The organism is Verrucomicrobium sp. (assembly GCA_028283855.1).
Classification (GTDB): Bacteria; Verrucomicrobiota; Verrucomicrobiia; order Methylacidiphilales; family GAS474; genus GAS474.
The window spans coordinates 115612-127937 of the sequence record JAPWJX010000005.1; the positions used below are offsets into that span (position 1 = coordinate 115612).

General features: G+C 61.8%; 23 protein-coding genes and 1 pseudogene. All 24 read left to right on the forward strand.

Annotated elements, in window-relative coordinates; genetic code table 11:
• The first annotated feature begins 1 nt into the window (after nucleotide 1).
• The 24 genes and pseudogenes from rplW (at nucleotide 2) to rpsK (ending at nucleotide 12283) form a co-directional block, all read left to right on the forward strand.
• Nucleotides 2-286: a 50S ribosomal protein L23 gene (gene rplW, locus PW734_10080; protein MDE1171539.1), complete on the forward strand. Its 285-nt coding sequence runs from the start codon at nucleotides 2-4 to the stop codon at nucleotides 284-286.
• 25 nt (nucleotides 287-311) lie between these two features.
• Nucleotides 312-1151: a 50S ribosomal protein L2 gene (rplB, locus tag PW734_10085; GenBank protein MDE1171540.1), complete on the forward strand. Its 840-nt coding sequence runs from the start codon at nucleotides 312-314 to the stop codon at nucleotides 1149-1151.
• A gap of 20 nt (nucleotides 1152-1171) precedes the next feature.
• Nucleotides 1172-1451 (forward strand): annotated as a pseudogene (rpsS, locus tag PW734_10090) (30S ribosomal protein S19).
• A 157-nt stretch (nucleotides 1452-1608) separates the two neighbouring features.
• Nucleotides 1609-2244 (forward strand): hypothetical protein, encoded by a 636-nt coding sequence (locus tag PW734_10095; GenBank protein MDE1171541.1) that lies wholly within the window; start codon nucleotides 1609-1611, stop codon nucleotides 2242-2244.
• Between the two features lie 75 nt (nucleotides 2245-2319).
• Complete coding sequence (gene rplV, locus PW734_10100; GenBank protein ID MDE1171542.1) at nucleotides 2320-2715, forward strand: 50S ribosomal protein L22; 396 nt, start codon at nucleotides 2320-2322, stop codon at nucleotides 2713-2715.
• A gap of 17 nt (nucleotides 2716-2732) precedes the next feature.
• Nucleotides 2733-3380: a 30S ribosomal protein S3 gene (gene rpsC / locus PW734_10105; protein ID MDE1171543.1), complete on the forward strand. Its 648-nt coding sequence runs from the start codon at nucleotides 2733-2735 to the stop codon at nucleotides 3378-3380.
• A 23-nt stretch (nucleotides 3381-3403) separates the two neighbouring features.
• Complete coding sequence (rplP, locus tag PW734_10110; protein MDE1171544.1) at nucleotides 3404-3826, forward strand: 50S ribosomal protein L16; 423 nt, start codon at nucleotides 3404-3406, stop codon at nucleotides 3824-3826.
• Nucleotides 3827-3837: 11 nt separating this feature from the next.
• A complete protein-coding gene (rpmC, locus tag PW734_10115; protein MDE1171545.1) occupies nucleotides 3838-4110 on the forward strand; it encodes a 50S ribosomal protein L29 in 273 nt (90 codons plus the stop codon).
• A 106-nt stretch (nucleotides 4111-4216) separates the two neighbouring features.
• Nucleotides 4217-4486 carry a 30S ribosomal protein S17 gene (rpsQ, locus tag PW734_10120; GenBank protein ID MDE1171546.1) on the forward strand — a complete coding sequence of 90 codons (270 nt, stop codon included), beginning with the start codon at nucleotides 4217-4219 and terminating at the stop codon, nucleotides 4484-4486.
• Nucleotides 4487-4507: 21 nt separating this feature from the next.
• The gene (rplN, locus tag PW734_10125; protein MDE1171547.1) at nucleotides 4508-4873 is read left to right on the forward strand and encodes a 50S ribosomal protein L14; all 366 of its coding nucleotides are present in this window, start codon (nucleotides 4508-4510) and stop codon (nucleotides 4871-4873) included.
• 1 nt (nucleotide 4874) lies between these two features.
• Nucleotides 4875-5219, forward strand: coding sequence for a 50S ribosomal protein L24 (locus PW734_10130; protein MDE1171548.1), 345 nt, complete (start codon nucleotides 4875-4877; stop codon nucleotides 5217-5219).
• A 7-nt stretch (nucleotides 5220-5226) separates the two neighbouring features.
• Nucleotides 5227-5820, forward strand: a complete 594-nt coding sequence (rplE, locus tag PW734_10135) for a 50S ribosomal protein L5 (GenBank protein MDE1171549.1) — start codon at nucleotides 5227-5229, stop codon at nucleotides 5818-5820.
• A gap of 31 nt (nucleotides 5821-5851) precedes the next feature.
• Complete coding sequence (locus tag PW734_10140; GenBank protein MDE1171550.1) at nucleotides 5852-6037, forward strand: type Z 30S ribosomal protein S14; 186 nt, start codon at nucleotides 5852-5854, stop codon at nucleotides 6035-6037.
• Nucleotides 6038-6059: 22 nt separating this feature from the next.
• Nucleotides 6060-6461, forward strand: a complete 402-nt coding sequence (gene rpsH / locus PW734_10145) for a 30S ribosomal protein S8 (GenBank protein MDE1171551.1) — start codon at nucleotides 6060-6062, stop codon at nucleotides 6459-6461.
• A 17-nt stretch (nucleotides 6462-6478) separates the two neighbouring features.
• The gene (gene rplF / locus PW734_10150; protein ID MDE1171552.1) at nucleotides 6479-7021 is read left to right on the forward strand and encodes a 50S ribosomal protein L6; all 543 of its coding nucleotides are present in this window, start codon (nucleotides 6479-6481) and stop codon (nucleotides 7019-7021) included.
• Nucleotides 7022-7047: 26 nt separating this feature from the next.
• The gene (rplR, locus tag PW734_10155) at nucleotides 7048-7410 is read left to right on the forward strand and encodes a 50S ribosomal protein L18 (GenBank protein ID MDE1171553.1); all 363 of its coding nucleotides are present in this window, start codon (nucleotides 7048-7050) and stop codon (nucleotides 7408-7410) included.
• Between the two features lie 220 nt (nucleotides 7411-7630).
• A complete protein-coding gene (gene rpsE / locus PW734_10160; protein ID MDE1171554.1) occupies nucleotides 7631-8128 on the forward strand; it encodes a 30S ribosomal protein S5 in 498 nt (165 codons plus the stop codon).
• A gap of 26 nt (nucleotides 8129-8154) precedes the next feature.
• On the forward strand, nucleotides 8155-8631 hold the full coding sequence (rplO, locus tag PW734_10165) for a 50S ribosomal protein L15 (GenBank protein MDE1171555.1): 477 nt from the start codon (nucleotides 8155-8157) through the stop codon (nucleotides 8629-8631).
• A gap of 73 nt (nucleotides 8632-8704) precedes the next feature.
• Complete coding sequence (secY, locus tag PW734_10170) at nucleotides 8705-10195, forward strand: preprotein translocase subunit SecY (GenBank protein MDE1171556.1); 1491 nt, start codon at nucleotides 8705-8707, stop codon at nucleotides 10193-10195.
• Complete coding sequence (map, locus tag PW734_10175) at nucleotides 10192-10956, forward strand: type I methionyl aminopeptidase (protein ID MDE1171557.1); 765 nt, start codon at nucleotides 10192-10194, stop codon at nucleotides 10954-10956. Before secY ends, map begins: the two co-directional genes overlap by 4 nt.
• Complete coding sequence (gene infA / locus PW734_10180) at nucleotides 10929-11147, forward strand: translation initiation factor IF-1 (GenBank protein ID MDE1171558.1); 219 nt, start codon at nucleotides 10929-10931, stop codon at nucleotides 11145-11147. Before map ends, infA begins: the two co-directional genes overlap by 28 nt.
• A gap of 29 nt (nucleotides 11148-11176) precedes the next feature.
• The gene (gene ykgO, locus PW734_10185; GenBank protein ID MDE1171559.1) at nucleotides 11177-11293 is read left to right on the forward strand and encodes a type B 50S ribosomal protein L36; all 117 of its coding nucleotides are present in this window, start codon (nucleotides 11177-11179) and stop codon (nucleotides 11291-11293) included.
• A 26-nt stretch (nucleotides 11294-11319) separates the two neighbouring features.
• On the forward strand, nucleotides 11320-11715 hold the full coding sequence (rpsM, locus tag PW734_10190; protein ID MDE1171560.1) for a 30S ribosomal protein S13: 396 nt from the start codon (nucleotides 11320-11322) through the stop codon (nucleotides 11713-11715).
• Between the two features lie 178 nt (nucleotides 11716-11893).
• Nucleotides 11894-12283 carry a 30S ribosomal protein S11 gene (rpsK, locus tag PW734_10195; GenBank protein MDE1171561.1) on the forward strand — a complete coding sequence of 130 codons (390 nt, stop codon included), beginning with the start codon at nucleotides 11894-11896 and terminating at the stop codon, nucleotides 12281-12283.
• Nucleotides 12284-12326 lie beyond the last annotated feature (43 nt).

The following is a 12326-nucleotide window of genomic DNA, read 5'->3' on the forward strand; positions in this document are numbered from 1 at the left end:
CATGCGCGATCCCTACGACATCATCAAGACCGCCCGCGTCACCGAGAAGGCCACCGCCCTCGGCGAGCGCGGCAACCAATACGTTTTCGAAGTCTGCCGCAAGGCGACCAAGATCGAAATCAAGTACGCCATCCAGCGTATCTTCAACAAGACCGTCACCAACGTGAACACCCTGAACGTGCGCGGCAAGCTCAAGCGCACCCGTCTGGGCAAGCTCACCACCACCTCGGCCAAGAAAAAGGCCGTCGTGACCCTCAAGGCTGGCGAAAAGATCGAACTGGTCTAACGCCCACCGAAACAGGATACCTCCCATGGCCATCAAGTCCTTCCGTCCCCTGACGCCGTCCCTGCGTTTCACGCAGCTCGACGACTTCGCCGACATCACCAAGAGCAAGCCGGAGCGCTCCCTCACGGAGCCCCGCCGCAAGAGCGGCGGCCGTAACAACAACGGCCGCCTGACCTCCCGCCACCGTGGCGGCGGTCACAAGCAGCGCTACCGGATCATCGACTTCAAGCGCAGCAAGCACGGCGTCACCGCCGTCGTCGAGGCGATCGAATACGATCCGATCCGCACCTCCCGCATCGCCCTCCTGAAGTACCAGGACGGGGAAAAGCGCTACATCATCGCCCCCAACGGACTGGAAGTCGGCGCCAAGATCGTCAGCGGTCCGGAAGTTGAGCCCGCCGTCGGCAACTCCCTGCCCATCGACAAGATTCCCCTGGGCCTCCCGATCCACAACATCGAGGTGATCCCCGGCCGCGGCGGCCAGCTGGTCCGCTCCGCGGGCGGCAGCGCCACCGTCATGGCCATCGACGCCGGCTACGCCAACATCCGCCTGCCGTCGGGGGAGATCCGCAAGATCTTCGCCGGCTGCTACGCCACCGTCGGCCAGGTCGGCAACCTGGAGCACTTCAACCAGTCCCTGGGCAAGGCCGGCCGCACCCGCTGGCTGGGCATCCGTCCCACCGTCCGCGGCATGGTTATGAACCCCGTCGACCACCCCAACGGTGGCGGCCAGGGCAAGAGCAAGGGCGGCGGCGGACGCCAGCAGCTCAAGAGCCCGTGGGGCCAGTACGCCAAGGGCCTCAAGACCCGCGCGCGCTACAAGCCGAGCAACAAGTTCATCGTCGAGCGCCGCAAGAAGAAATAGTCAGATAGAATTCCAAAGTTATGGGACGTAGTCTTAAAAAAGGTCCGTATGTCGCCGAGCATCTCCTCGAGAAAATCGAGAAGATGGAGAAGGCGGGTAATCGCAAGCCGATCAAAACCTGGTCGCGCCGTTCGCTGATCACCCCCGACTTCGTCGGCCACACCTTCCTGGTGCACAACGGGAAGATTTTCAATTCCGTCTTCGTGACGGAAAACATGGCTCGGCCACCGCCTGGGCGAGTTCTCACCCACCCGCATCTTCAAGCGGCACGGCGGCCACACCGAGAAGGTCTCCAAGTAATTAGAGACCCAAAGCGGTGAACCGCTGGATGATCTGGGCCTTCATCGGCCCGTTTCTCTGCGGTCTTTGCAGTTTTCAGGTAGGGGCTCAAGTCCCTGCCGGTGGTTCTTTGAGTAAAAGGGCGGAGCCGGTCCGAGGTTCGGATTCGGCAAAGGTTTTGGCGGCGGACCAGCCGGAGCTGGCCGCGCTGCGCGAAGAAAACGCGCGGCTGCGGCAAAGCTTGCAGCTGGCCAATGCCGATGCGGAGGCATTCCGCGAGCGGCTGCAGGAACTGCGGCTGCGCGAGCAGGCCATCGGCGTCGACGCCCTCACGGAGGACGGTCGGCGGCTGGAGGCCCGCTTGGTCCAGGCGGTCCGGGAACTCTACCGGGCCGAGGAAGACCGGCGCAGCGCGGAAAACCGCCTGCGGCAGCTCCTCGACGCCGGCCAGGAAGTGCTGAAAAGCGCGCAAAAAATCGCGCCTCAGCCCCGGGCCGACTATGAGGTGGCCCTGCGGGCCTCGCGCGAGCTGTTGGAAGGGAAGGGGAAACCCCCCGTTCCGGCAGCAGGCAGCCTCCAGGAAGGTCGCATCGTCGACGTGAACCGCTCCTTGGGCGCGGTGATCGTCAACATGGGGGCGGAACTGGGCGTAAAGCCCGGGATGCCCTTCCGGGTCCTGCGCGATGAGCGCGAGATCGGCCGCCTCAAGGCCTTTGAAGTCCGGGAAACGGCCTGTGCCGCCCTGGTCGAAGCCGCCGAGAAAGAGAAGGAATTTAAGTCAGGTGATCGTGTCGTGTTAGCGGCGCAAAAATGAATGCGCCGGATAACGACCAAAACGTAGGAAAAGAAAACGGAGCGGGCCGCCGATAAAATCGGCCCGAAGAAAAATATGGAAGTGAAAGCAGTGACAAAGTTTGCGCGTATCTCCGCCTTCAAGGCGCGGGAGGTGACGCGGGAGATTCAGGGTCTGCCGGCGGCGGACGCCCTGGAGCGCCTGCAGTTCTACCCGAAGAAGGCCGCCCGGCTGATCTTCAAGACGCTGCACTCCGCCGTTGCCAACGCGGAAAACAACAACAACCTGCGCCGCGAAAACCTGGTCGTGAAGGAAGCCACCGTCGGCGAAGGCCCGACCTTCAAGCGCTTCCAGCCCAAGGCCCGCGGCAGCGCCGGCCCCATCCGCAAGCGCACCAGCCACGTTCGCATCATCCTGACTGAGCAGGAAGAGCCCGTCGCCCCGAAGAAGGCGAAGAAGGTCAAGGCTGAGAAAGCCGAAAAGCAGAGCTAATCCAACAGAGAATCGTTATGGGTCAAAAAGTTAATCCGATCGGCTTCCGCGTTGCGGTCAACCGCAACTGGCGCTCCATGTGGTACGCCAACAAAAAGGACTTCCCCGTTTACGTCGTGGAAGACTACCGCATTCGCCGCTTCGTGAAAAAGAAGCTGGAGCAGGCGGCCGTCTCCAAGATCGTCATCGAGCGCGCCGGCAATCGTGTCCGCGTCAACATCCACACCGCTCGCCCCGGCCTGGTCATCGGCCGCAAGGCCGCGGAGCTGGACAAGCTTAAGGAAGAGATCCGCGCCTTCACCAGCAAGGAGCGCGAAATCCTCATCGACGTCAAGGAAGTCAAGAATCCGGAGCTGGACGCTCAGCTCGTGGCGGAAAACATCGCCACGCAGATCGAGCGCCGCATCTCCCACCGCCGCGCCATGAAGAAGGCCGTGCAGCTGACCATGGACATGGGCGCCCTCGGCATCCGCGTTCGTGCCGCCGGCCGCTTGGGCGGTTCGGAAATCGCCCGCGTGGAGCGTTACCTGGAAGGTAAAGTTCCCCTTCACACCCTGCGCGCCGACGTCGACTACGGCTTCACCGAAGCCAACACCATCGCCGGCAAAATTGGCATCAAGGTTTGGATCTGCCGTAAGGAAGAAGCCGCCCTTCTGCCCGCCTAATCGCTTAACATTGGAATAAAGCCATGCCTCTTCTCCCCAAGCGGGTCAAATACCGCAAGACCCAGCGCGGCAGCCGCAAAGGCGTCGCCACGCGCAATATCCATATCGACTTTGGCAACTACGCGCTCCAAACCCTGGAGCGGGCGTGGATCACCAACGTCCAGATCGAAGCCTGCCGCGTTGCCATCACCCGCAACATGAAGCGCAAGGGCAAGCTCTGGATCCGCATCTTCCCGGACAAGTCCGTCACCTCCCGCCCGCCTGAGACCCGAATGGGTAAGGGCAAGGGCCAGCCCGAGCATTGGGTCGCCGTCGTCAAACCCGGCAACATTCTTTTCGAGCTGGACGGTCTTACCGAGCCGATCGCCAAGGAATGCTTCCGTCTGGCCGCCAGCAAGCTGCCCATCCGCACCCGCTTCATCACTCGCGCCGGAAAGAGCGCCTAATCCGCCAGCATATGACCAAGATCTCCGATATCCGCAACCTTTCCGACGCCGAGCTGGTTTCCAAGAAGAAGGAAGCCCGCCAGGAAATCTTCAACCTGCGCCTGCAGCAGCAGACCGGCCGCTTGGAAAAGCCCAGCCGCCTGCGCGAGCTCAAGCGCCAGATCGCCCACATCGAAACGGTCGCCACCGAGCGGAAGAGCGGGAAGACCGTCGCCGCGAAGGCCGAAACCGCCCCGAAAGCCCCCAAGGCCAAAGCGAAAAAGGCTGCCACGGCAGAAAAATAAGCCTCTTTTATAAAAAAAGCTTAACAGAGGCGCAGTTTTTCTATAGGTTCCACCTTCCCCCGAAAAAAGAGGGGAAATTTTTAGAGATTTTAAAGAGAAGATTGATATGACCCAGACCGCTTCCCAACCCGTGCGCAAAGAACGCACCGGCACGGTCGTCTCGACCAAGATGGCCAAGACGATCGTTGTCAAAGTAGTGCGCCGCGTGCCGCACCCCCGCTACAAGAAAATCGTCAACGTGACGAAAAAGTTCTATGCCCACGACGCGGAAAGCGCCGCCAAGGAAGGGGATCAGGTTCGCATCCGCGAAACCCGTCCCATGAGCCGCCTCAAGCGCTGGGAACTGATCGAAGTCGTTATCGCCGCCAAGGCCTAAGCAAGGAATAGAGAGAGCGTTATGATTCAGATCCGCACCTGGCTCGATGTGGCCGACAACTCCGGCGCCAAGCTCGCCACCATGATCGGCGTCATCGGCAAGAAGACCCTGCACGCCCGTGTTGGCGACGTTATCACCGCCAACGTCAAGGAAGCCGCCCCGGACGGCACCGTCAAAAAGAGCGAAGTCGTTCGCGCCGTCATCGTTCGCACCAAGCAGCCCATTCGCCGCAACGACGGCTCCTACCTTCGGTTCGACAGCAACGCCATCGTCATCATCGACAAAGACCTCAATCCCCGGGGCACCCGCATCTTCGGTCCCGTCGCGCGTGAACTGCGCGAGAAGAACTTCATGAAGATCGTCTCCCTCGCCCCGGAGGTCGTGTAACATGAAATCCCTCTTCAAAAGCTCCCGCCAACCCAAGCAGGCCACCTTCCACCTCAAAAAGGGTGACGAGGTCGTCATCATCGCCGGCACCCAGCGTGGCAAACGCGGCAAGGTCCTCAAGATCAACCGCAACAGCAACCGCGTCCTGGTCGAAGGCGTCAACATGATCAAGAAGGCCATCCGGCCCACCCAGGAAAATCCCAAGGGCGGCGTCAACGAGCTGGAAGGCTCCATCCACATCTCCAACCTCATGCTGGCTTCCGCCCACACGGACAGCCGTGCCAGCAAGGCCGCCTCGGCCGCTCCTGCGGCCAAGAAGGCGACCAAAGCCAAGAAACAGGACTAGCAAGTAAATGACCGCTCCCGCTCCCACGCTGCAGACGCAGTACAACGAAAAAGTCGTCCCGGCCCTCAAGAAGGCCCGCGGCTATACCAACGTCCACCAGATTCCCCGGGTGGAGAAGATCGTCGTCAACTCCTGCGTCGGCTCCTCTCCTGAGATCAAGCTGGCTTTGGAAGACGCCATCCGCGACATCACCCTCATCACCGGCCAGAAGCCCATCCGCACCGTTTCCAAGAACAGCATCGCCAACTTCAAGCTGCGCGAGAACCAGGAAATCGGCTGCAAAGTGACTCTCCGCGGCCGCATCATGTGGGAATTCCTGGAGCGCCTCATCGTGGCCGCTCTGCCCCGCATCCGTGACTTCCGCGGCATCTCCCACCGCGCCTTCGACGGCCGCGGCAGCTACACGCTGGGCGTCAAGGACCACACCATCTTCCCGGAAATCGAGCTCGACAAGGTCAAGCGCACGATCGGCATGGACGTGACCATCGTCACCTCCGCCGACACGAACGACGAAGCCCGCGAATTGCTCACCCTCCTGGGCATGCCCTTCACCGAAAAGAAGGTCAAGACCGCGGAAACCGCCGAAGCGGCCGCCGCTTAATCAACCACAATAGAAGAGAAGAAATAGAGTTATGGCTAAGAAAGCTTGGGTCAACCGCCAGCAGCGCAAGGCGAAGTTTGCCTCCCGCGCCTACAACCGCTGCAAGATCACTGGCCGCCGCCGCGCCTTCATGCGCAAGTTCGGCGTCAGCCGCCTCCAGTTCCGTGAAATGGCCCTGTCGGCGGAGATCCCCGGCGTGACCAAGTCCAGCTGGTAAGCCACTCCCCACCCGTAATCGTATGCAGACCGATCCTCTCGCCGACTTCCTGAGCGCCATTCGCAACGCGTCGCTCGCCTCCAAGAAGGAAGTCCTCCTCCCTTACTCCCGCCTCAAGCAGCAGGTGGCCGTCGTCCTCCAGGAGGAAGGTTACCTGGAAAACGTCGAAGTCCTCAACCAGGACGAAAACAAGGTGAAGCCCAAGCTCAAGGTGACCCTCCGTGGCTCCAGCAAGCTGAAGGCCGTTCGCAGCATCAAGCGCATCAGCAAGCCGGGTCTGCGCCGCTACGTCGGTGCCGGGGAAATTCCCCGCGTGCTCGGCGGCCTTGGAATTTCCATTTTGTCGACGCCCCAAGGCGTCATGGCCGGCCACCGCGCCAAGAAACTGAACGTCGGGGGCGAGCTGCTCCTGACTGTTTACTAAAGCTAGAGAGAACACGTATGTCCCGCGTCGGAAATAAGCCCATTCCCCTGCCTAGCGGCGTCAAAGTCGCCGTCAACGGCTTGGAGATCAAAATCGAAGGCCCCAAGGGCAAGGCCGCGTCCCAGCTGCCGAAGGCGCTTAGCGCCCTGCTGGAAAACAACGTCCTGACCCTCAAGAACGAGAGCGAAGCCCGCGAAGATCGCGCCCTGCACGGCCTGCACCGCAGCCTCCTGGCCAACCACGTCACCGGCGTCTCCCAGGGTTTCCAGAAAAAGCTGGAAATCCAGGGCGTCGGCTTCAAGGCCAACGTTGCCGGGAAAAACCTGAACCTGGCCCTCGGCTTCTCCCACCCTGTCGTTTACAACATTCCCGAGGGGATCAAGGTGACCGTCACCGACAACACCAACATCCTCGTCGAAGGGATCGACAAGCACCTCGTCGGCCAGGTTGCCGCCGACGTTCGTAGCTTCTATCCGCCTGAGCCTTATAAGGGCAAGGGTGTCCGCTACGCCGGCGAACAGATCCGCCGCAAACAGGGCAAGACCGCCCAGAGCAAGTAAAGAGCACCGCAACAGGACCTCGTATCATGGCCATCGCATCCAAAAAAACCATCCGGCAGCGGCTGCACACCCGTCTCCGCCGCAAAGTGAGCGGCACCTCGGAACGGCCCCGCCTTTCCGTCAACTTCTCCGGCCGGCACATCTACGCCCAGCTCATCGACGACCAGATCGGCAAGACTCTCGTCAGCGCCATGAGCACGGAGAAGAGCCTGGACTCTTCCAAGCTCAAGCCCAACGCCAAGAGCGCCGAGCAGATCGGCAAGCTCGTCGCCGAACGCGCCAAGGCCAAGTCGATCGCCAAGATCGTCTTCGACCGTGGCGGCTTCAAATACCATGGCAAGGTCAAGGCCTTGGCCGACGCGGCTCGTGCGGCCGGTCTCGAATTCTAAATTGTAACTGTATATGGCCGAAAATACCGAAGCTTCCCAGACTCCCCAGCCCGCCGCTCCCGCGCCCACTCCCGCTCCCGCGCGCGAAGAGGGACATCAGCCGCAGCAGCCGCAACAGAGCGGTGGCGGATACCGCGGCCCCCGCGGCAACGGCCCCGGCGGCCGTCGCGGCCCCGGCGGTCGCCGCCCCCGCAACGACAATCGCCAGCCCGCCGAGGGCATGAGCGACCTGTCGGACAAGGTCGTCCACATCAACCGCTGCTCCAAGGTCGTCAAAGGCGGCCGCCGTTTCAGCTTCAGCGCCCTCGTCGTCGTCGGCGATAAGAAGGGGAAGGTTGGCATCGGTTTCGGCAAGGCCAACGAAGTGGCTGATTGCGTCCGCAAGGCCACGGAAAACGCCCGCCGCAACATGGAGCCCATCGCCCTCAAGGACGGCACCATCCCCCACGAGGTGTTCGGCACCTTCGACGGCGGCAAGGTGCTTCTCAAGCCCGCCTCCCAGGGTACCGGCCTCATCGCCGGTTCCTCCGTCCGCGCCGTCATCGAGCTGGCCGGCGTGAAGGACGTGCTGACCAAGTCCCTCGGCTCCGACAACCCCTACAACGTCGTCAAGGCCACCCTCGACGCCCTGCGCCAGCTCCGCACTCGGGAGACCATCTTCCAGCTGCGTGGCAAGCCTGTCCGCCAGAAGAAGGCGGAGGTTGCCGTGGCCGCCTAAGCAACACCTAGACAGAGATAAGAACTATGCGACTTCACCAACTCAAGCCCCGTCCCGGCGCGCGCCACCGTATCAAGCGCCTCGGCTGCGGCGAAAGCTCCGGCCACGGTAAGACCAGCGGCAAGGGCCACAAGGGCCAGAAAGCCCGCTCCGGCGGCAGCATCCGCCTCGGCTTCGAAGGCGGCCAGATGCCCCTCATCCGCCGTATCCCCAAGCGCGGCTTCAACAACACCGATTTCGCCACCGTCTACGCCCCCGTGAACGTCGGCGACCTGGAGAAGCTCTCCGCCGCCGAAGTGAACGAGAAAGCCCTGCGCGCCGCGGGCCTCGTCAACGGCAACTGGGACGGCGTCAAGATCCTGGGCACGGGAGAACTTAAAAAGAAGCTCGCCGTTACCGTCCACGCCATCAGCGAGGGCGCCCGCAAGAAGATCGAGGCTGCGGGAGGCACCGTCACCCTTCTGGAAAAGAAGGTGGCTGCCCCGAAGGCCAAGAAAGTCTAAGCCCGGGCCTAAAAGCCCTAAAAAGCCGTAAAAAGCGCCGTCCTCATAAAGGACGGCGCGCTTTTTTGAAGATATGCTCTCCGCGTTCGCCAATAGCTTCAAGATTCCCGAACTTCGCCAGCGAATCCTGTTCACTCTGGCCGTCATTGTCGTCGTCCGTATCGGGGCGGCCATTCCTTGCCCGGGAGTGAATCCCCACGTCCTTGGCGAGTTCTTCTCCAAGGTCGTCGACCAGCAGGCGCAAGGCTCGGTCATTGGCATGTTTAACCTCTTCTCCGGCGGCGCGCTGGAGAACTGCGCTATCTTCTCCCTGGGCGTCATGCCCTACATCAGCGCCAGCATCATGATGCAGCTGCTCACGGCGGTCATTCCTTCCTTGGGCAAGATGGCCCGCGAGGACGGCGGCCGTCAGAAGATCAGTCAATATTCCCGCGTCATGACCCTCGGCCTTTGCCTGGTCCAGGGCTACCTCCTGGCCCTCGGCTTCGAAAAGCCGGAAAGCATCCCCTTCCTGCACGGCATCAGCGGCGTCATCGACCGTCTGGGCGTTCCCCTTGTTTCCGATCCGGGATGGGTCTTCCGCATCCTCACCGTTCTCTCCCTGACCACCGGCACCATGGTCCTCATGTGGCTAGGCGAGCAGATCACGGACAAAGGCATCGGCAACGGCGTCTCCCTCATCATCGCCATCGGCATCGTTGCCCGCCTGCCGGCCGCCCTCCTTCAGGGCTGGGAAAAGCTCACCACTTCCGGTGCTGGAGGTATCTACCTTATCGTCCTCCTTCTGGCCTTCCTTTTTGGCGTCATCGCCGCCACCGTGGCCATGACGCAGGGGCTTCGGAAAATCATCGTTCAATACGCCAAGCAAGTTCGCGGCAACAAGGTCTACGGCGGCCAGGCCGCCTTCCTGCCGTTGAAGGTGAACTACGCGGGCGTCATGCCCATCATCTTCGCCCAGGCCATCCTTCTTTTCCCCTCGGTCATTCTTAACCTGCTCTTCCCGCAGCAGGGGTGGGCCATTCAGCTGGCGCAGAGCCTGAGCGTGGGCTGGCTCCACTACACCTTGTCCGCGCTGATGATCCTCTTCTTCTCCTACTTCTGGGTCGCCACGCAGTTCAATGCGGTGCAGATCGCCGACGATTTGAAGAAGCACGGCGGGTTTATTCCCGGCGTCCGCCCCGGACAGGCCACGGCTGATTTCCTGGATTACACCATGACACGCCTCACCCTGGCCGGCGCCATCTTCCTGGCCGTTCTGGCGGTGCTGCCCATGCTCATTCAGAGCACCTTGCAGATCCCCGCCATCACGGCGCAGTTCTTCGGCGGCACCAGCCTCCTCATCATGGTCGGTGTCGTCCTGGACACGATGCGCCAGACGGAGACCTACCTGCTGCAGCGCCACTACGACGGCTTCCTCAAGAAAGGGCGCATCAAGGCCGGAGGCCGCACCTACGGCCCGGCGCAGGCTACCGGCCCCGCTTTGGCCAGCGGCTCCATGCTCTGGCTCTATGTCTGCATCGCCGTGTTGGCCATCGCCGGCATCACGCTCAGCCTCGTCAAGTGATTTCGATCAAGCAAGGCGCGGAAATCGACGGGATGCGGCGCAGCGGCGCCGCCGTCGGCGCTATCCTTGAAAAAGTCGCCGCCGTTCTGGAGCCCGGTATGACGACCCGCGAGGTCGACTCCTTCGCCGCCGAGCAGATCCGCGCGGCCGGCGCGCGCAGCGCTTTCCTTAACTACCGCGGCTTCCCCGGAAATATTTGCATCTCCGTCAACGAGGAGGTCGTTCACGGCATTGGCGGCTCCCGCCGTCTCCAGCTCGGCGACATCGTCAAGCTCGACATCGGCATCGTCAAGGACGGCTGGATCGGCGACACCGCCACCACCGTCCCCGTCGGCATGGCCGATCCTGCCGTGACCAAGCTTTTGGAAGTCACCCGCGCCTCCCTGTATGAGGGCATCGCCCAGGCGAAGGAAGGAAACCGGGTAGGGGACATCTCCTCGGCGATCGAAAAATACGTCGAGAAAAACGGCTTCACCGTCGTCCGGGAATTCGTGGGCCACGGTGTGGGCCGCAAATTGCACGAGGAGCCGCAGGTTCCCAACTTTGGCTCGCCCCGCAACGGCCCGAAACTCAAGGCCGGCATGACCCTGGCTATCGAGCCGATGGTCAACATGGGGCGCGCCGACGTCCGCATCCTGGCCGACGGCTGGACCGTGGTGACGACGGATGGAAAAAAATCGTCCCATTTCGAGCACGTCGTCCTCGTCACCGAGGGGGAACCCGAGATTCTCACATGCCCAAAAGCGACCGCATCGAAGTAGAAGGAACCGTCGTGGAAAGCGTTTCTCCCACCCTTTTCCGGGTCGAATTGAGCAATGGGCACCGCCTTTTGGCCCACGCATCCGGAACTTTACGGCTTCATTTTACAAAAATATTGCCAGGAGACAAAATCTTGCTAGAAATCTCACCCTACGACTTGAGCCGGGGACGCATTGTCCAAAAGCAATCGTAGGATAAAAAAGGACATAAATTACTGTTTTTATGAAGGTTAGAGCATCCGTGAAGCGGAAAACCGCCGATTGCCAGGTCGTGCGCCGTAAAGGCCGCATTTATATCATTAACAAGAAAAACCCGCGCCTTAAGCAGCGCCAGGGTTAATCAAAAGTCAGGATTAGGAGAATATCATGCCGCGTTTATTGGGTGTTGACATCCCGGGCGACAAGCGCCTCGAAGCTTCGCTGCCGTACATCTATGGAATCGGGCCCAGCCGGGCTAAGGAAATCTGCGAGCAGGCGGAGATCGATCCGAACCTCCGTGCCAAGAACCTGACCGACCAGCAGCTGAACCGCATCATCAACGTCATTCAGGAAAACAAGTTCATCATCGAAGGCGACCTGCGCCGCGAGCTTCAGTCCAACCTGAAGCGCCTCCAGGCCATCAATTGCTACCGCGGCATCCGCCATCGCCGCGGCCTGCCCGTGCGCGGTCAGCGCACCTCCACCAACGCCCGTACCCGCAAGGGCCCGCGCAAGACCGTCGGCGTCGTCCGCAACAAGGACGCCAAGGCCGGCAAAGTCTAACAACTAGAAGGATACCATGTCAGAGGAAGTCAAGAAGACCGAGGCGCCCGCCGTCGAAGCCCCCAAGGCTGAGAAGGCCCCCACCGAAAAGGCCGCCCCCAAGAAGAAGACCGAAAAGGCCGCTCCCGCCGCCGAGGCCCCCGCGGCCGAATCGCTCGAGCTGTCGCTCGATCCGAACATCATCGAGAAGCCGAAGATCGTCAAGGCCAAGGGCAGCAAGAACATTCACACCGGCGTCGCCCACGTTCTGGCTTCCTTCAACAACACCATCGTCACCATCACCGATCTGAGCGGCAACGTCATCGGCTGGTCCAGCGCCGGTAAGTGCGGTTTCCGCGGCTCGAAGAAGTCGACCGCCTACGTCGCGCAGGTTGTGGCCCAGGACGCCTGCCGCCAGGCGATGTCCCACGGCCTCAAGGAAGTCACCGTGCAGGTGAAGGGCCCCGGCACCGGCCGTGAGTCCGCCGTCCGCGCCTTCCAGGCCATTGGCCTGGAGGTTACCGCGATCGAGGACGTCACCCCCGTCCCGCACAACGGCTGCCGTCCCCGCAAGCAGCGCCGCGTCTGATCCGGCGTTTTTGATCCACCCTTAGCATCTAGAAAGACCTCAT